Origin of the sequence: Bacteroides xylanisolvens (assembly GCF_018289135.1) — a bacterium.
Classification (GTDB): domain Bacteria; phylum Bacteroidota; class Bacteroidia; order Bacteroidales; family Bacteroidaceae; genus Bacteroides; species Bacteroides xylanisolvens.
This window is the reverse complement of sequence record NZ_CP072216.1, coordinates 867167-887167: the sequence shown is the minus strand read 5'-3', so window position 1 is coordinate 887167 and position 20001 is coordinate 867167. Positions and strand designations below refer to the sequence as shown.

Here is a 20001-nt window from a genome sequence, read left to right as displayed (position 1 = left end):
TTAAAGCAATAACATTATGAATAACGTATTTGATCAATATGAAGTATGGTTCGTAACAGGAGCACAGCTTCTGTACGGAGGTGACGCAGTAATCGCAGTAGACGCACACTCTAATGAAATGGTAAACGGACTGAATGAATCCGGTAAACTCCCTGTCAAGGTGGTATACAAAGGTACTGCCAACTCTTCTAAAGAAGTGGAAACTGTATTCAAAGCAGCCAATAACGATGAAAAATGTATCGGTGTAATCACTTGGATGCATACTTTCTCTCCTGCTAAGATGTGGATTCATGGTCTGCAACAGTTGAAGAAACCATTGTTGCACCTGCACACACAGTTCAACAAGGAAATTCCTTGGGATACAATGGACATGGACTTCATGAACCTGAACCAGTCAGCTCACGGTGACCGCGAATTCGGACATATCTGTACCCGTATGCGCATCCGTCGTAAAGTAGTGGTAGGTTACTGGAAAGAGGAAGACACTTTGCACAAGATCGCTGTCTGGATGCGTGTTTGTGCCGGTTGGGCAGACTCACAGGATATGCTGATTATCCGTTTCGGCGACCAGATGAACAATGTAGCTGTAACTGACGGTGATAAAGTGGAAGCTGAACAACGTATGGGTTACCATGTAGATTATTGCCCGGTAAGCGAATTGATGGAATACCACAAAGAAATCAAAAATGAAGATGTAGATGCATTGGTAGCTACCTACTTCAAAGAATACGACCACGATGCTTCTTTGGAAGACAAATCGACTGAAGCTTATCAGAAAGTATGGAATGCCGCTAAAGCAGAACTTGCCATGCGTGCTATCCTGAAAGCTAAAGGCGCTAAAGGATTTACGACCAACTTCGACGATTTGGGCGACATCGAATACAATGGTTTCGATCAGATCCCGGGTCTTGCTTCACAACGTCTGATGGCGGAAGGTTACGGATTCGGCGCTGAAGGAGACTGGAAATCGGCTGCTCTTTACCGTACGGTATGGGTAATGAATCAGGGACTTCCCAAAGGTTGTTCATTCTTGGAAGACTATACACTGAACTTCGACGGTGCCAACAGCTCTATCCTGCAGTCACACATGTTGGAAATCTGCCCGCTTATCGCAGCCAACAAACCTCGCCTGGAAGTACACTTCCTCGGTATAGGTATCCGCAAGAGCCAGACAGCAAGATTGGTATTTACTTCAAAGACAGGCGCAGGATGCACTGCTACAGTAGTAGATATGGGTAACCGCTTCCGTCTGATTGTGAACGATGTGGAATGTATCGAACCGAAACCGCTGCCTAAGTTGCCGGTTGCTTCTGCTCTCTGGATTCCGATGCCTAACCTCGAAGTGGGTGCAGGTGCATGGATCCTGGCTGGTGGAACTCACCACTCTTGCTTCTCTTACGACCTGACAGCAGAATATTGGGAAGATTACGCTGAAATCGCAGGTATCGAAATGGTACATATCAACAAGGATACTACAATCAGCTGCTTCAAAAAAGAACTGCGCATGAACGAAGTGTATTACATGTTGAATAAAGCGCTTTGCTAAAAAACCGATCTCTCAAGTTTCGTAAGAGCTTAATCCTATTATTAAGCACCTGCGAAACTTGATTTTTTCTATCATTATCGTTATACCTTAAAATATTGATTTCAACATGAAATTAGATGCAAAATCAACCATCGAAGCAGGAAAAGCCATTCTTGGTATAGAACTGGGGTCAACACGAATTAAAGCAGTTTTGATTGACCAGGAAAACAAGCCTATTGCTCAAGGTAGCCACACTTGGGAAAACCAGTTAGTTGACGGACTTTGGACTTATAATATTGAAGCTATCTGGTCGGGACTGCAAGATTGCTATGCTGACCTTCGCGCTAACGTAAAGAACTTATACGGCATAGAGATTGAGACGCTGGCTGCTATCGGTGTCAGCGCCATGATGCATGGTTATATGCCGTTCAACAAAAAAGAAGAAATCCTCGTGCCTTTCCGCACCTGGAGAAATACGAATACAGGTCGGGCAGCAGCAGCCTTATCAGAACTGTTTGTCTACAACATTCCGCTGCGATGGAGCATTTCTCATTTGTACCAGGCTATCCTGGACAATGAAGCGCATGTGAATGACATTGATTTCCTGACTACTCTGGCAGGTTATGTGCATTGGCAGATAACTGGCGAAAAGGTATTGGGTATCGGTGACGCATCGGGTATGCTCCCTATCGATCCGACAACCCACAACTATTCGGCTGAAATGGTGGCTAAGTTCGATAAACTGATTGCTCCGAAAGAATATAGCTGGAAACTGGAAGATATTCTGCCTAAAGTATTGTCGGCAGGTGAAAATGCTGGCGTCCTCACTCCGGAAGGAAGTAAAAAGCTCGATGCATCGGGTCATTTGAAGGCAGGAATACCGGTTTGTCCGCCGGAAGGAGACGCAGGTACCGGAATGGTGGCAACCAATGCAGTCAAACAACGCACCGGAAATGTATCGGCAGGTACTTCTTCATTCTCTATGATCGTATTGGAGAAAGATTTGTCGAAGCCATACGAAATGATTGACATGGTGACCACTCCTGACGGAAGTCTGGTAGCCATGGTGCATTGCAACAACTGTACTTCTGATCTCAACGCATGGGTCAACCTGTTCAAGGAATATCAGGAGCTTCTGGGCATACCTGTAAATATGGATGAAATCTATAGCAAACTTTACAATATTGCGCTCACCGGTGATACCGATTGCGGAGGTTTGCTTTCATACAATTATATTTCAGGCGAACCTGTAACTGGATTTGCTGACGGAAGACCATTGTTTGTACGTTCGGCAAATGACAAGTTCAACCTGGCAAACTTTATGCGTACTCACCTGTATGCTTCAGTAGGAGTACTCAAGATTGGCAACGATATCCTGTTCAACGAAGAAAAAATCAAAGTGGACAGAATTACTGGTCACGGAGGATTATTCAGAACCAAAGGAGTAGGTCAAAGAATACTTGCTGCAGCTATCAACTCGCCTATTTCTGTGATGGAAACAGCCGGCGAAGGTGGTGCCTGGGGTATTGCCCTGTTAGGTTCTTACCTCGTGAACAATGAAAAGAAACAATCTCTTGCCGATTTTCTGGATGAAAGCGTATTTGTCGGTGACGCGGGTATCGAAGTATCACCTACACCCGAAGATGTAGCCGGCTTCAATGCATACATCGAAAATTATAAGGCAGGATTGCCTATCGAAGAGGCAGCAGTCAAATTTAAATAATTGACAGTCGGCAATCCATTGTTGTTCATCAGAGATTGCCGATAAATCGCTGTTTATCAAGAGCCAATTCTAACTAAATATTAACATTAATTATCTCCACCCCTCTCCTCTTTTGGAGAGGGAGATGGGGAGACTATTATCATGAAAACCACCTCGTTCATACTTGCACTTGTCCTGTCCACCTCACTGGCCAAAGCTCAAAACGCTCCACAGGTGTCTTACTTCCCTTTACAAAATGTGAAACTATTGGATAGTCCGTTTCTGCAAGCTCAACAGACTGATCTACATTACATACTTGCATTAGACCCCGACCGTCTGCTCGCTCCTTTTCTCCGCGAAGCAGGGTTACAGCCTAAAGCCCCCAGCTACACCAATTGGGAAAATACCGGATTGGACGGACATATCGGCGGACATTATTTATCCGCACTTTCCATGATGTATGCCGCCACCGGAGATACCGCAGTCTATAATCGCCTCAACTACATGCTGAATGAGTTGAATCGGGCACAGCAAACTGTCGGCACAGGATTTATCGGAGGAACTCCGGGAAGCCTTCAACTTTGGAAAGATATAAAAGCAGGGAAGATCCGTGCCGGAGGTTTCGACCTTAACGGCAAATGGGTACCTCTATACAATATACATAAGACTTACGCCGGATTGCGGGATGCTTATCTCTATGCAGGAAGCGACCTTGCACGCCAAATGCTTATCGCTTTTACAGACTGGATGATTGACATTACTTCCGGCTTGAGTGACGAACAAATGCAGGACATGCTTCGCAGTGAGCATGGCGGATTAAACGAGACTTTCGCTGATGTGGCCGAAATCACAGGCGACAAGAAGTATTTGGAACTGGCTCGCCGTTTCTCTCACAAGCTGATTCTCGACCCGCTTATCAAAGATGAAGATAAGTTGACGGGAATGCACGCCAACACACAGATTCCGAAAGTGATCGGCTACAAGCGAATAGCCGAACTGTCACAAGACGACAAGAATTGGAATCATGCTGCAGAATGGGATCACGCCGCCCGTTTTTTCTGGAACACGGTAGTCAATCACCGTTCCGTCTGCATCGGAGGAAATAGCGTTCGCGAACATTTCCATCCGTCGGATAACTTCACGTCCATGCTGAACGACGTTCAAGGACCGGAGACCTGTAATACTTACAACATGCTCCGTCTTACCAAAATGCTTTATCAGAATTCTCATAATCCGAATCAAACAAACGAACCTGATCCCAACTACGTAAACTATTACGAACGTGCGCTTTACAATCATATTCTAGCGTCACAAGAGCCGGATAAAGGTGGATTTGTCTACTTCACTCCTATGCGTCCGGGACATTATCGCGTGTACTCACAACCGGAAACATCAATGTGGTGCTGTGTAGGTTCAGGCTTGGAGAATCATACCAAATACGGTGAATTTATCTATGCGTATCGGAAAGACACTCTTTATGTCAATCTCTTCATTCCTTCACAACTGACCTGGAAAGAGCAAGGCATTATTTTGACACAGGAAACCCGTTTCCCCGATGACGACAAGGTTACTTTGCGAATAGATGAAGCGCCTAAGAAAAAACGTACTTTAATGATACGTATTCCGGAATGGGCGAACCACTCCAAAGGATATAGCGTCAGCATCAATGGAAAAAGAAAAATGTTCGTTATGGCAAAAGGTAACCAGTATCTTCCTCTCTCCCGTAAATGGAAAAAAGGAGATGTCGTTACTTTCCACTTGCCTATGAAAGTCAGCGTGGAACAAATTCCCGACAAGAAAGATTATTATGCTTTCTTATATGGTCCGATCGTTCTTGCAGCTTCCACAGGCACAGAACATCTTGACGGTTTATATGCCGATGACAGCCGTGGCGGACATATCGCTCATGGCAAACAAATTCCTTTGCAAGAAGTCCCGATGCTGATAGGAAATCCAGATTCAATCTGCAAGTCTCTTCAGAAAGAACAGAATAGCCGAATTACTTTCAGCTATAACGGAGAGGTTCATCCTGCACAAGGCAAAGCATTGGAACTCGTTCCATTCTTCCGCCTGCACAATTCCCGTTATGCCGTTTATTTCCGACAGGCAAGCGAAGAGCAGTTTAAAGCGATTCAGGAAGAGATGGCAACGGCTGAACGAAAAGCAACGGAATTGGCTAATCAAACCATTGACCTGATCTTCCCTGGCGAACAGCAGCCGGAGTCTGACCATGGCATCCAGTATGAGCAGGCAGAAACAGGAACGAATAAAGACCGGCATTTCCGTCGCGCCAAAGGTTGGTTCGGCTATCAATTGAAGGTAAAAGAGGAAGCAAGCCGCCTCCTGATTACGGTACGGAAAGATGACAGCAATAAAGTGGCTATTCTTCTGAATAACGAAAAGTTGGCTGTTCATCCGACTGTCAGTGAAGCGGATAAAGACGGTTTCATAACCCTTTCATACGTTCTGCCTCAAAAACTGAATACGGGTAGTTGTCCGATACGTTTTATCCCTGACGGGACGGAATGGACCTCTGCCGTTTATGAAGTTCGTTTACTAAAATAGAAGTCACCACAGATTACACGGATTAACACAGATTATTTATGGATTATAACATGATAGTAGTCAGAATAAAATCAATCTGTGATAATCTGCGTAATCTGTGGTAAAAAATAATCATTAAACAAATACCATTTATGAAAGCAAAACTATTAGTCAGCACGGCTTTTCTGGCAGCATCTGTATCTCTTTCTGCACAAAAGAGTGCTACCATAACCGTACATGCCGACCAAGGCAAAGAAATCATACCGAAGGAAATTTACGGCCAGTTTGCCGAACACCTGGGTTCATGTATCTACGGCGGTCTTTGGGTAGGCGAAAACTCGAATATTCCTAATATCAAGGGATATCGCACAGACGTATTCAATGCACTGAAAGACTTGTCCGTTCCCGTTCTTCGCTGGCCGGGCGGATGCTTTGCCGATGAATACCACTGGATGGACGGCATTGGTCCGAAAGAGAACCGTCCGAAGATGGTGAACAACAACTGGGGCGGTACCATTGAAGACAACAGTTTCGGAACACACGAGTTTTTGAATCTTTGCGAAATGCTGGGTTGCGAACCATACGTGAGTGGAAATGTAGGTAGCGGCACAGTGGAAGAGCTTGCCAAATGGGTGGAATATATGACTTCTGACGGAGACTCGCCTATGGCCAACCTTCGCCGTAAGAATGGTCGCGACAAAGCATGGAAATTGAAATATCTCGGCGTAGGAAATGAAAGCTGGGGGTGCGGTGGCAGCATGCGTCCGGAATATTACGCAGACTTATATCGTCGTTATTCTACTTATTGCCGTAATTATGACGGCAACCGTCTGTTCAAGATTGCCAGTGGCGCAAGTGACTATGATTACAAATGGACAGATGTATTGATGAATCGTGTAGGACACCGGATGGACGGTCTTTCTCTGCACTATTATACCGTAACCGGATGGAGTGGCAGCAAAGGATCAGCCACTCAATTCAACAAGGATGATTATTACTGGACGATGGGCAAATGTCTGGAAGTGGAAGATGTACTCAAGAAACATTGTACCATCATGGACAAATATGACAAGGACAAGAAAATCGCCCTCTTACTGGACGAATGGGGAACCTGGTGGGATGAAGAACCGGGAACCATCAAAGGACATCTGTATCAGCAGAACACACTTCGTGATGCTTTCGTGGCTTCTTTAAGTCTTGATGTATTCCACAAATATACAGACCGCCTGAAGATGGCAAATATCGCACAGATTGTCAATGTACTTCAATCGATGATTCTGACAAAAGACAAAGAAATGGTGTTGACGCCTACTTATTATGTCTTCAAGATGTATAAAGTACACCAGAATGCCACTTATCTTCCTATCGACCTGACTTGCGAAAAGATAAATGTACGTGATAACCGCACTGTACCGATGGTGAGCGCCACAGCTTCCAAAAATAAAGATGGGGTGATCCATATTTCTCTTTCCAATGTAGATGCTGATGAAGCGCAGGAAATCACCATCAATCTGGGTGATACGAAAGCCAAGAAAGCTATCGGAGAGATTCTGACCGCTTCCAAACTGACCGATTACAATTCTTTTGAAAAACCTAATATTGTAAAACCGGCACCTTTCAAAGAGGTAAAAATCAATAAAGGTACAATGAAGGTAAAACTTCCTGCTAAGTCCATTGTTACTTTAGAGTTACAGTAATTTTAGAGTAATTACTTATTGTATCACAAACAAGAAGACCGTAAAATTGTCGATAAAAAAGATAGCTCTTTTGGATTGTTAAATCCACATAAAGAGTTATCTTTGCGAACAATCTGACAGAAATCAATTAAATTTTAATGATATGAACGATAACAAACTTATGAATCGTGCAGCGGATAACATCCGTATTCTTGCTGCTTCAATGGTTGAGAAAGCCAATTCCGGTCACCCGGGTGGCGCCATGGGTGGTGCTGATTTTGTAAATGTACTCTTCTCTGAGTTTCTAGTATACGATCCTGAAAATCCCCGTTGGGAAGGACGTGACCGCTTCTTCCTCGACCCGGGCCACATGTCTCCGATGCTTTATTCTACGTTGGCATTGACAGGAAAATTCACACTGGACGAGCTGAAAGAATTCCGTCAATGGGGAAGCCCTACTCCAGGACATCCTGAAGTGGACATCATGCGTGGCATCGAAAATACTTCCGGTCCGCTGGGACAGGGACACACTTTTGCAGTAGGTGCTGCTATCGCTGCCAAATTCTTGAAAGCCCGTTTCGACGAGGTGATGAATCAGACCATTTACGCTTACATCTCTGACGGTGGTATTCAGGAAGAAATCTCTCAAGGTTCCGGACGTATTGCCGGTGCACTGGGATTGGACAACCTGATTATGTTCTATGACTCCAACGATATTCAGCTTTCTACAGAAACGAAAGACGTAACCGTTGAAGACACTGCCATGAAATATGAAGCATGGGGATGGAACGTACTTAGTATCAACGGTAATGATCCTGACGAAATCCGTGCGGCAATCAAAGAAGCACAAGCTGAAAAAGAACGTCCGACACTGATTATCGGTAAAACCGTAATGGGTAAAGGTGCACGCAAGGCAGACGGCAGCAGCTATGAAGCTAACTGCGCTACACACGGTGCTCCTCTCGGTGGCGACGCTTATGTAAATACAATCAAGAATCTGGGTGGTGATCCTACTAACCCGTTTGTTATATTCCCGGAAGTAGCCGAACTGTATGCAAAACGTGCAGAAGAACTGAAGAAGATCGTTGCTGAAAAGTATGCAAAGAAAGCTGCATGGGCGAAAGCAAACCCGGAACTGGCTGCAAAACTGGAACTCTTCTTCTCGGGCAAAGCTCCGAAAGTGGACTGGGCTGCTATCGAACAGAAAGCAGGTAGCGCTACTCGTGCTGCATCTGCAACCGTATTGGGCGCACTTGCTACACAGGTAGAAAACATGATCGTTGCTTCGGCCGACCTTTCTAACTCTGACAAGACTGACGGTTTCCTGAAAAAGACTCATTCTTTCAAGAAAGGTGATTTCAGCGGAGCATTCTTCCAAGCAGGTGTATCTGAATTGTCAATGGCTTGTATCTGTATCGGTATGTCTCTCCACGGTGGTGTGATCGCTGCTTGCGGTACATTCTTCGTATTCTCCGATTACATGAAACCTGCCGTACGTATGGCTGCTTTGATGGAACAACCGGTGAAATTCATCTGGACACACGACGCATTCCGCGTAGGTGAAGACGGTCCTACTCACGAACCGGTAGAACAGGAAGCTCAAATCCGCCTGATGGAAAAACTGAAAAACCATAAGGGACACAACTCTATGTTGGTACTTCGTCCGGCTGATGCAGAAGAGACAACCATTGCTTGGAAACTTGCTATGGAAAATATGTCTACTCCGACAGGATTGATCTTCTCTCGCCAAAATATTGCCAACTTACCGGCAGGAACAGATTACGAACAAGCAGCTAAGGGTGCTTATATCGTAGCAGGTTCCGACGAAAATCCGGATGTTATCCTGGTAGCTTCAGGTTCTGAAGTGTCTACATTGGTAGCCGGCACAGAGTTGCTTCGCAAAGATGGCGTGAAGGTACGCATTGTATCTGCTCCGTCTGAAGGTCTGTTCCGCAACCAACCGAAAGAATATCAGGAAGCTATCCTTCCGGCAGATGCGAAGATTTTCGGTATGACTGCCGGCCTGCCTGTCACTCTTCAAGGTCTGGTAGGTTGCCACGGTAAAGTTTGGGGATTGGAATCTTTCGGTTTCTCTGCTCCTTATAAAGTATTGGATGAGAAACTTGGATTTACTGCCGAGAACGTATATAACCAAGTAAAAGCAATGCTCTAATGAAAACAATCGGATTAGCATGCGACCATGCCGGTTTTGAACTGAAAGAATATGTTCGCGGCTGGCTGGAAGCAAAAGGCTGGGCTTACAAGGATTTCGGAACTAACTCTACCGCAAGCGTAGACTATCCGGATTATGCTCATCCGCTGGCTCTTGCAGTGGAATCGGGAGAATGTTATCCCGGTATCGCTATCTGCGGCAGTGGAAACGGAATCAATATGACGCTGAACAAGCACCAAGGGGTTCGTGCTGCTCTCTGCTGGAATGCAGAAATCGCACACCTAGCTCGTCAGCACAATGACGCTAATGTACTGGTTATGCCGGGACGCTTCATCAGCACTGAAGAAGCGGACATGATTTTGACAGAGTTCTTCTCTACCAAATTTGACGGTGGCCGTCATCAGAACCGTATTGATAAGATTCCGGTAAAATAAAGCTCGAAGATAAATCAAATAGGTGTAAAGCTGCCCTTCAGAAAGAAGAGCAGCTTTATTTTTATACCGGTATCAGATTTTATCATATACGAGATTACAAAAGAAGGGCAACTTCGTCTTTATTACAAGACGATATTAAAAACTGAAATTATGGGTAAACTGAATATGAAAGAATGGATCAGCCAAACGATCCAACGTAAGGAAACGATTGCAATTCCGATCATGACACATCCGGGTATCGAATTTATCGGGAAAACGGTGCATGATGCGGTAACAAACGGACAGGTTCATTATGAGGCTATCAAGGCTCTTTGTGACAAGTATCCGGCTGCGGCAGCAACCGTTATCATGGATCTGACGGTAGAAGCGGAAGCTTTCGGGGCAGAGATTCTCTTTCCGGAAAATGAGGTGCCCAGTGTGTCCGGCCGTTTACTGGCGGATGAAGCTGCTATTGAAAAGCTGGAAGTTCCGGCGTTGAATAAAGGAAGAATCCCGGAATATCTTAAAGCAAATATGCTGACAGCCAGAAATGTAACAGATCGTCCGGTTTTTGCCGGTTGCATCGGTCCTTATTCGCTGGCCGGACGTTTGTATGATATGTCGGAAATCATGATGCTGATTTATATTAATCCCGATGCAGCCAATACGTTATTAAGAAAATGCAGTGACTTCATCACCCGCTATTGCATGGCATTGAAAGCAACTGGTGTGAACGGTGTAGTCATGGCTGAACCTGCTGCAGGACTGTTATCCAACGAAGATTGCCTGCAATATTCTTCTTTATTTGTGAAAGAAATAATAGAGAAGGTACAGGATGATCACTTTGCCGTAGTGCTTCATAATTGCGGAAACACAGGGAATTGCACGCAAGCGATGGTTTATACCAGTGCAGCCGCTTATCATTTCGGGAATAAAATCAAAATGGAGGAAGCGTTGAAAGAGGTTCCGACCGATGCACTGGCAATGGGAAATCTGGACCCGGTGAGCCTTTTCAAAATGGCAGGTCCGGAGACTATGAAGGAAGCGACTTTGCAACTATTGGAGGCTACCCGTGCATATCCGAATTTCGTATTGTCAAGTGGTTGTGATATTCCGCCACATACGTCTTCTGTTAATATAGATGCATTTTATACTGCATTGGAAGAATTCAATAAGACACAAGTTTAATTCTGTGTCCGCAGGATTACAACAACCTATATATTTCAATGCATCCACCAATGGTTGAACAGGAGCTTACTTATCAAAAACTGCAAATCCCATCATCTGATATTTACGAGGCGATGGGATATAAAGATTCTATGCCGGATGGAATGGTCATAGAAGAAATAAATACGTTACTTGACTGTATCACTCCCCTTCTTCGTCCCCGTTTTTTATTTTTCCTCACTGACGGACTGCTTGACACTGAAAAAGCAACACTGACTGTAAAAGATACGGTTCTCTCAATCGGTAAAACCATTGCCCGCCAATTACGGGGTTCGGAAGCTTTTGCCTTTTTTACCGCAACTGCCGGAGTTGAATTTGAGGAGTTCCAACATCTCCTCCAGCAAAAGGATGACATGGTGAAAATATATATAGCAGATTCATTGGGGAGCATCATTGCAGAAAAGGCTGCTGATTGCATGGAAGAGGAGTTGGCTGTATTTATCGAAAAAAGAGGTTGGAAACACACTAATAGGTATAGCCCCGGTTATTGCGGATGGCACGTATCGGAACAACAAAAACTATTCTCCTTATTTCCGGTTGCTTCGCCTTGTGGTATTCAGTTGACAGATTCCAGCCTGATGATTCCCATCAAATCTGTAAGTGGTATTATTGGAGTGGGTTCTCATGTCCGTAAGCTGGAATATACCTGCGGGCTGTGTACGTATGAGAATTGTTTTCGCAGAAAATAGTTTCACCACAGAGAACGCAGAGGACACAGAGTCTTTTATTATTAGATAATAATCTCTGTGTCCTCTGCGTTCTCTGTGGTGAATAAAAATTAGTGGCCATTGAAGAAGATGTAAAGCCCAATCATGGTCACAATAAGTAATCCCCATAGGATAAGAACAATTCGTGCAGGTTTGTCCTCTATCTTTTCCATATTCAAGATGCCCAATTGCGGAGACTTATCCCACAGGCTGACTACTATCATGCCTATTCCGATGATAACGAATAAGTAGAAGGAAAGCAGCATAAAATGGGGCCATACATCATATTGTTCTGCCGGAAACACCCATAAATACAAGATTCCCACTCCGATGCTGAACACTGTTCCCAATGTCAGAGCCATATTAGCAGCCAGAGTAGTGGTGCGTTTCCAGAACACGCCAAAGAGAAATACAGCTGCCATCGGAGGAGCTATAAATCCCAGTACAGACTGGAAAACATTAAACAGATTCAGTCCCTTGATGCTGTCGATCGCTATGGTTATTATCACAGAGATCAGTGCACCGACTACCGTAACCACTTGTCCCACTCTGATAATCTCTCTCTGTTTGGCCTGCGGTCGGATTTTCTTCACATAGATATCCATCGTGAATACCGTACTTAATGCATTCAAAGCAGAGCCGACAGTACTTACCAATGCTGCCGTCAATACAGCCAATACCAAGCCGACCATTCCTGTCGGGAACAAATGAGTCACCATTGTCATGTAAGCCTCATCGGGATTCTCCAATTGTGGGAATAAAGCGAGGCAGATAATGCCGGGAAGAATGTAAAGAGGTACATCTAATATTTTCAACCATCCGGTAAAGTTGGTTCCCATCTGTCCTTCTTTGAGATTCCTGGCAGCAAGAACCGGTTGCACCATCGACTGATCCGTACACCAAAACCAAACTCCCATAATAGGATAACCCAGGATAATAGGTAGCCAGGGAAAAGCCGGGTCGTCATTCGAACGGAAAAGATTCCAGTAATCCGCCGGAACGACGTCCACCAGTGCGCCTACACCGCCCACTTTATAGATTCCCATGATAGCCAGTGTGGCTGATACTACAATCAACAGTATCATTTGATATACATTCGTGTAGGCCACAGCTTTCAGTCCGCCGAGCATTGTAAAGAAAGCGGAGATGACAAGTAACAGCAATGCTGATTGCCACATAGGAATATCGAAGACTTGACGGATCAGGACTCCACCGGCAAATAAAGTCAATGCAAGCCATGAAATAAGAATGGTAATAATGGTATACCAAGCAAGGATGTTACGGGTAGATTGTCCGAAACGTTTTCCCATAAATTCGGGCAATGTCGTAATGCGACTACCCAAATATCGGGGAGCAAAGACAAAAGCAAGCAGACATATAAAGACAAATGCATACCAGGCATAATTCCCCGAAACAATACCGGTAGTAAATCCAGCACTTGCGGAAGCTATCAACATGGAAGGTCCCACATTCGTCCCCCACATGGAAAAGCCGATATGATACCACTTCAGCGAATTCTCCGCAAGGAAAAGACTACTCCCCTTTTTTCGTTTTGAACTTGCCCATATACCAATAGCTATCAAAATAAGGAAGTAGGCAATCAGAATACTCCAATCTAATGTCTCTAAGAATTTCACATGCATAATTCAAGTATTAAATAAGTAACGTAAGTTTAAATCTAATTTTCTTTAGGCAAGGATTACATGGATTTCACGGTTTTGATAGGCTATGTAATTAAGAGCCGTGTTGATCCGTGTAATCCGTGCCTTTTTATTCTATTTTTTATTTCCAATCAGTTCTTTGGCAACTGCTACGGCTGTATTCGCATTATCACTATATCCGTCCGCACCGATTTCGTCAGCAAACCCCTGACTGACGGGTGCTCCGCCAATCATCACTTTCACTTGATTACGAATACCGGCCTCTTCTAATGCCTGGATAACCTCTTTCATATACGTCATGGTAGTAGTCAGCAATGCGCTCATGCACAAGATGTCAGCATGGTTTTCCTTCACGGCTTCCACAAACTTGTCACAAGTCACATCAATACCAATATTTATGACTTCAAAGCCGCAACCCTCCAGCATGGAAGCCACCAGGTTTTTACCAATATCATGGAGATCTCCTTTCACTGTACCGATGACAATCTTACCGATTGTAGTGGAAGCACTTCCTGTCAATAAAGGTTTCAGTAGCTCCAAAGCCCCTTTCATGGCACGTCCTGCCATCAACAGTTGAGGAACAAAAGCTTTTCCATCCTGGAAACGTTGTCCCACTTCGCCCATTGCTTTAATCATATAATTATTGATAATCATTTGGGGAGCTACTCCTTCCGCAATGGCTTGCCGGGTGATTTCAACCGCAGGTTCCAGTTTCCCGGCAACAATGGCTTCATACAGAGGTTTCAGTTTATCCTCTTCCAGGTGTTGTTCTTCCCGTATACAAATACGTTCCTGTCCAGTAGCTGCCATGTCGGCATCCTGTTGATGTTCATTGGTATTTACAGAGGTAGAAGAACCGGTATATTCTTCAACAATCCGCATGGCCTGTTCCACTTCCTTTTCGTTATGAAAATCCATTTCCAAATGTACACCGTCCGCGCCGATATGATCCAATAGAGGTTTTAGTTCGTCTAATGTCACCCAGCAAGCCATCACGCTCTTTCCGCCTGCCAGAATCTTCTTATACAAATCGTACCATTTGGGAGATCCTCCTTGTGGTTCGCCCACTCCGGGAGTCCATTGAATCGCATTCAATTCTTCAATTTCAAGCAAGGCAGGCAGGTGATGCATGGCTCCCACTCCATCCAGATGATAAAGGGTATAATCAATCTTCTGACATTGTTCACGAATAAAAGGTTGCACAAACCGGCGATAATCATCCTGACTAATCATGGTCGAAATATCACTTTGCAGTTTACTCATCTTTCCGGGAGCCCAGGACGAGAAATAACAGAAAGCCATCTCGTCGCCTTCACGGATGATGTCGTATAGTTCATCAAATACTTTGAAGTAGATGTCGTTAATTTGCTGCATCTGTTGTTCCAGGATTTCAGGCTGCATCACTGTGTCCAATAATACCCTATCCGTTCCTTTCAGTGCGGCCAGAACATCCAGTCCTTCCATCAGGTCGGGCATACCGACAAAGTAGTGTCCGTTGGCTTTCGCTTTACAGGCTTTCAGGAGTTCTTTATGAAGAATCCAGTTCGGGTGTTCGGGGTTAAAGACTATTTCATCGGTGAAATCCGGGTTGGGATGAATCCAAATGGTGTCTTCCCCGCCTTCAAACACTCCGCCTAAAATGGCGGCTAGAGAACCGGGACCCAGTTGGGTATTCGCAACCGGAAGAATATCCGCTTTCAGGCTGCTGTGCGCTACGTACCAGTCCAGATATTCAGCTCTCCATTGAGGGTCGAACCACTTTTGCGACAAATCTTTTGCCGGTGCGGGAGGTGTTATCTCTGCATGTGGTTGTACTCCTTCCTGGAAGTGTTCCCACATATTGAGAATGATTCCTTTATGGTTCCACCAATTTATATAACGTTGTTTTGTTTCTTCTAAATTACTCTTCCATGTTTTCATACTCTGCCATTTTTTATTTATTCTACTCAAGTTTCGGAAGTAATTTATTAGGTTGAAAGCCTCTTGCTATATAGCGTAAGGTATCACTCTACGCAATATTATGTAAGCCTTTCAGGCTACTTACAAAACTTGAGTTATTTCTATTTATCTATTCCAAAATCCTTTATAATCATTATCTATGCGTAAAGCCATGCTCTTGCTTAAATCCATTTCATCCGTACAGTCCACGTCTTCCGGATAGATGGGGATCACGGCATTTGCACGCACATATACGGGCATTTCTTCCAATGGAACGTATACGTCTTTCAGCCAGCATGCTCCTTCCAGACGTTCTCCCGTAAAGAAGTTCACCCATTTTCCTTCGGGAAGATAGATATCCCGACGGTTCTCGCTGTTCATCACCGGAGCTACCAGGAAATCATTGCCGAAATAGTATTCATCATCTATATGCCAACAAAGTTTATCTTCCGGATGATGCAGAATGAGTGCCTGCAAGAGCGGATAGCCGCTTTCTATGGCTAGTTTACTTTGTACTACGATGTATGGAATGAGCGAATAACGCAATTTCCACCACTTTTTCACCAACGGAGCTATGGTGGGATAGTGCCAGGGTTCACGCTTATTGGTTCCGTGATAACGGATATGCGATGTGAATACGCCGAATTGGGTCCAACGCATGTACACATCATCTGCTACTACCGAGTTCATAAAATTGGGCAATGTATGGAAGCCGGGAACATCATGGCTCCAAAAAGCAAATCCCGACAGGCCGAAATGTAGACCGCCTTTCAGAGAACCTGCCATTCCATCCCAGGAACTACAGGAATCGCCTCCCCAATGCAAAGGATAACGCTGGCATCCCGCCCATGCGGAACGTGCCCAGACTATGCCGTCACCTGTCACTTCTTTCGTAATTTCGTAAGCGGCCTTTTGATAAAGCAGGGCATACAGGTTGTTCAACAATTCCGGCTTCATACCTTTATAGAGGGCGTCCATGTGAATGTTTTCACCGAAATCGGTTTTGATACAGGTTACTCCCATATCCAGGAGTTGTTTCAATAGTCCTTTGTACCATTCGGTTGCTTTCGGATAAGTAAAGTCGATTGTTCCGGCATAATCCAGGGCGGAGAAGTTGGAACCATCGGTTGCTTGTTGTTTGGTCAATGGGGCTATATAATCATTGGCTCTGGCTTCATCAATCTGCTCTGCATTTTCCGCAACGTATGGAAGTTGCCATAAAGAGACACGATAGCCGTTCTTTTTCAACCGCCCGATGAATCCTTTTGGATCGGGGAACCGTTCTTCATTGAATTTCCATTCGCAGAGCCAATCGGTACGGAACCAGCCCGTATCCAGATGAATTACGTCACAGGGATAGTGTTCAGCACGCATGCGGTCGCATATTTCGTCTACTTCATCGGCACTGAAATAAGTCATACGGCTCATCCAAACGCCAAAACTCCAAAGAGGAGGCATAGACGGATAGCCGGTCAGGTCACGATAACCGCGAAGAATATCTTCCATCGTATCACCGCCTATCACAAATACATCCAGCAATGCCTGGTCGCTTAGAAACTGGACGGAACGGGTGGAATGTCCGGCCAGTGAGAGCTTGCTATGGGCACATGTGTGGTAGAATGTTCCGTACATTCGGCTGGATAGATAGAAGGGGATATTCTTATAAGTACGCCGGTTATTGACTCCTTGCCCATCTTGGTTTTTCAGGAAGAAAGTATGTCCGCTTAAGTCCATTTTAAAGAAACGTTCTCCGGTTCCGGCAAAACATTCATCGGGCTTACATTCAAAAGAAAGCGTTGCACGTTCTTTCCGACCGTCGCGTTTGCAAAAGGCAACAGGTAACGCATCGTAGCGGGGAGGCGAAAAATGATCGTAGGCTGACAAGCGGATTTCACGTTTTCCGTCAGGGTATAAAGTGATGTCAAGCGTTTCTTGAGGGTCGGGAAGCAATTCGCTCCATCGGTCTAATAGAGGCTCTTCCACATTGATAACGGCACGCTTCGTTCCGTCTTCCGTCGAAAGAATCCATTTTCCTTTTTGTTCTTTTATAAACAGGGGTACTTTCTGAATCCGGTCACTGAATTGTAGCATTTCCGACTCATCTGTCAGTACATAATCGCCGAAGCCAAGAAACAGGCGGGTGATGCCGATGTTATACTGACGGATGATTAACGTATATTCCTCCTGGAGAACATCGGTATCCGCCATCATATCGTTAGCCAGCTTTTGCTTCTGAAAGGGAACTGTTACGTAAATATCTCCTTCCTTTTCATAAACAGCCGTTGGCTTGTATGCTTTCCAAAGCGACTCATTCCTTGATAACTCGGTATCGAAATCAAGGAAATCAAATAAGTGATAGTTCGTTGGTTTCATCTATTTTATTGATTAAATATCGTTTATTGATTACTATAATTATCATATTAGTTTGAATGGTTACCATACTAGTCTAGTTCTAATGATTATTACACTAGTTTATTGATTGCTATATTAGTACATTGATGACTATGTTAATCCATTGAGTTTCAATCTTGCTTTATTCTTCCGGCTTTGTACTTAATACTATCCGCCACTTGAGGCCCGTTATTCTTCCACACGTTCTTTTTCCCGGGGCGGTTCGAATCAAAACGTTCAGTGGGACACCAGTTGTTTTCCATTGTATATCCGTCCGTAGCTTCATCCAGATAGATATAAAAAGCACGGTCATTCGTAGCGTAGGGGGCTTCGATTAAATGTTCGATCCGATTATTTCGCATGACGGAACCCGGCTGGTTGGAAAGAGTATACAGACCGCCTGCATCGTATAGCCGACGGGCAAAGTGATGTACATAGTTTGCTTCTATCCGGTTGTTACACATTCCGCTCTCCAGCGATGTCCATCCCCAGCCTACACAAATCCCTGAATAGTTCAGATGGCAGACTTCATTATGAGAAATATCCATGTTTCTGACATATCCGGCGCCGATACCTACACATCCCCAGTCTTCATTAGTCACATTACTGATGAAATTGTTTCTGATAGTAATATGGGAACATAATTCCCGTACGTCAGCAGGAATAAAAGGGACGTGCGTCTCAAATCCTCCGTCCGGAAATGCACCGACCAGTAAAGCCGTTCCTCCAATATCCGTAAATTGACAATCTTCGACGCTCGATGCTGTGACTGCCCATTCATAATCCAGTCCGGTGGATGATAAATGACGAAACGTGCAATGCTTGAAATCAATATGTTCGGCACCTCTTACACGTATCGCTGTTTCGGGACGGATGATCCAGGCTTGGTTCTCCAGTTCCGCTTTTTCCGGAAGCCCCGGTTCTTGTAGTTTATAGGCATCCAATAAAGGAAATCCCCCTTGCAAGGTGACGTGCCCCTGAAAAGAAGGACGCATCCAGGAGGTATGCGCAAAAGTAATTCCGTTAAATTGTATATGCTTTACCGGACGAGACAATGTACCGTCTATGGTCACTAAAGTTTCCAAAGCAGGGATAATCACTTCAGCAGTTTCCATATTTTCGCCCGCCTGCGGATAATAGTAAATCGTGCCGGAAGGATATTCCTGAAACCATTCACCGGGTTGGTCCAGCAATTCCAGTGCATTGGTCAGGCAAAAGGAAGAATTTCCTTTCTCTCCTCCGATGACGGGTTGCGGCCAGGGATGCGCAAACTCCAGGTGACTTTCGGGTTCATGGAAGCGAACTACAGCTTGTCCGTCTTTCGCGTCTATACTTTTCACGCGCAAAATAGCAATTGCCCAGCGTTGATGGACAATCATTTCCAGTTGACCGGCATTTTGAAGTCTTTTCGGATTTACATTTTGAGAAACGGGGATCGTTATTGTTTGTTCTTCCGGATTGAAGTCAATCATTTGTTCCAATCCTCCGTCAGGAAATTGCGCAGCTCTTTGAACTTTATGACCGTTCACCCACATCTGCCGGGTTTCTACTCTTCTGTTTCCTATTAGGGGAGCCTCTGCCGACCATATCTTCTGCTTTAGCTTTTCAGGAATTGCCGGATGATTATATCCACGCTTCCACCCCGTAACAGCAACTCCACCACTAATTACAGGGTGAGCACCATCTACTGCACAAATCACCGTTGGAGAATCGGGTGTCCCACTATCTTCCGGACGAAGAAATAGAGAATTGCGCTGGGCATAAACACCCTCTTCCAAACTAATATAAATTCCTCCGGCTACTTCCAACCGATTCAGTCTACGCCATTCACGAGCCTGCTTGATCGCCCGGTTTAATGTATAAAACGGAGCTTCCTTTGTCCCGGGATTCTTATCATTCCCCTGCAGGGATACATAAATTTCTCCCGCAAAAAGCGAGGGAAACCACCCCAAGAAAATGATAAAAGAAAGATAAATAAAAGTCTTTTTCATGGTACTACCTCAATGTGCTACTTCAATAAAGACGAACACACATCGATTTAGTA

Annotated in this window: 12 protein-coding genes; 8 read left to right on the top strand and 4 right to left on the bottom strand. The window is 44.7% G+C overall.

What is annotated here, in order from left to right; all coding sequences use genetic code 11:
- The first annotated feature begins 16 nt into the window (after window positions 1-16).
- From araA to INE92_RS03790, 8 genes are all read left to right on the top strand, one after another.
- The gene (araA, locus tag INE92_RS03825; RefSeq protein WP_149944757.1) at window positions 17-1546 is read left to right on the top strand and encodes an L-arabinose isomerase; all 1530 of its coding nucleotides are present in this window, start codon (window positions 17-19) and stop codon (window positions 1544-1546) included.
- A gap of 106 nt (window positions 1547-1652) precedes the next feature.
- Window positions 1653-3248 carry a xylulokinase gene (locus INE92_RS03820; RefSeq protein ID WP_195436407.1) on the top strand — a complete coding sequence of 532 codons (1596 nt, stop codon included), beginning with the start codon at window positions 1653-1655 and terminating at the stop codon, window positions 3246-3248.
- A 141-nt stretch (window positions 3249-3389) separates the two neighbouring features.
- Entirely contained in the window at window positions 3390-5792 is a 2403-nt protein-coding gene (locus INE92_RS03815) for a beta-L-arabinofuranosidase (protein ID WP_195436408.1), read from the top strand.
- Between the two features lie 131 nt (window positions 5793-5923).
- A complete protein-coding gene (locus INE92_RS03810) occupies window positions 5924-7468 on the top strand; it encodes an alpha-N-arabinofuranosidase (RefSeq protein WP_195436409.1) in 1545 nt (514 codons plus the stop codon).
- A gap of 142 nt (window positions 7469-7610) precedes the next feature.
- The gene (locus INE92_RS03805) at window positions 7611-9620 is read left to right on the top strand and encodes a transketolase family protein (protein ID WP_008774882.1); all 2010 of its coding nucleotides are present in this window, start codon (window positions 7611-7613) and stop codon (window positions 9618-9620) included.
- Window positions 9620-10054 (top strand): ribose 5-phosphate isomerase B, encoded by a 435-nt coding sequence (rpiB, locus tag INE92_RS03800; RefSeq protein ID WP_004297448.1) that lies wholly within the window; start codon window positions 9620-9622, stop codon window positions 10052-10054. Before INE92_RS03805 ends, rpiB begins: the two co-directional genes overlap by 1 nt.
- A 150-nt stretch (window positions 10055-10204) precedes the next feature.
- A complete protein-coding gene (locus INE92_RS03795; protein ID WP_151923058.1) occupies window positions 10205-11221 on the top strand; it encodes a uroporphyrinogen decarboxylase family protein in 1017 nt (338 codons plus the stop codon).
- 50 nt (window positions 11222-11271) lie between these two features.
- Window positions 11272-11949 (top strand): vitamin B12 dependent-methionine synthase activation domain-containing protein, encoded by a 678-nt coding sequence (locus INE92_RS03790; RefSeq protein WP_151923059.1) that lies wholly within the window; start codon window positions 11272-11274, stop codon window positions 11947-11949.
- An 89-nt stretch (window positions 11950-12038) separates the two neighbouring features.
- Here the strand turns inward: INE92_RS03790 and INE92_RS03785 are convergent, their stop codons facing one another.
- The 4 genes from INE92_RS03785 to INE92_RS03770 all read right to left on the bottom strand — a co-directional run bounded on the left by INE92_RS03785 (window position 12039) and on the right by INE92_RS03770 (window position 19948).
- Entirely contained in the window at window positions 12039-13610 is a 1572-nt protein-coding gene (locus INE92_RS03785) for a sodium:solute symporter (RefSeq protein ID WP_151923060.1), read from the bottom strand.
- A gap of 132 nt (window positions 13611-13742) precedes the next feature.
- Complete coding sequence (locus INE92_RS03780; protein WP_151923061.1) at window positions 13743-15548, bottom strand: corrinoid protein; 1806 nt, start codon at window positions 15546-15548, stop codon at window positions 13743-13745.
- A gap of 144 nt (window positions 15549-15692) precedes the next feature.
- Entirely contained in the window at window positions 15693-17939 is a 2247-nt protein-coding gene (locus tag INE92_RS03775) for a glycoside hydrolase family 31 protein (RefSeq protein WP_117514917.1), read from the bottom strand.
- A 149-nt stretch (window positions 17940-18088) separates the two neighbouring features.
- Entirely contained in the window at window positions 18089-19948 is a 1860-nt protein-coding gene (locus INE92_RS03770) for a right-handed parallel beta-helix repeat-containing protein (protein ID WP_195436410.1), read from the bottom strand.
- Window positions 19949-20001: the final 53 nt, after the last annotated feature.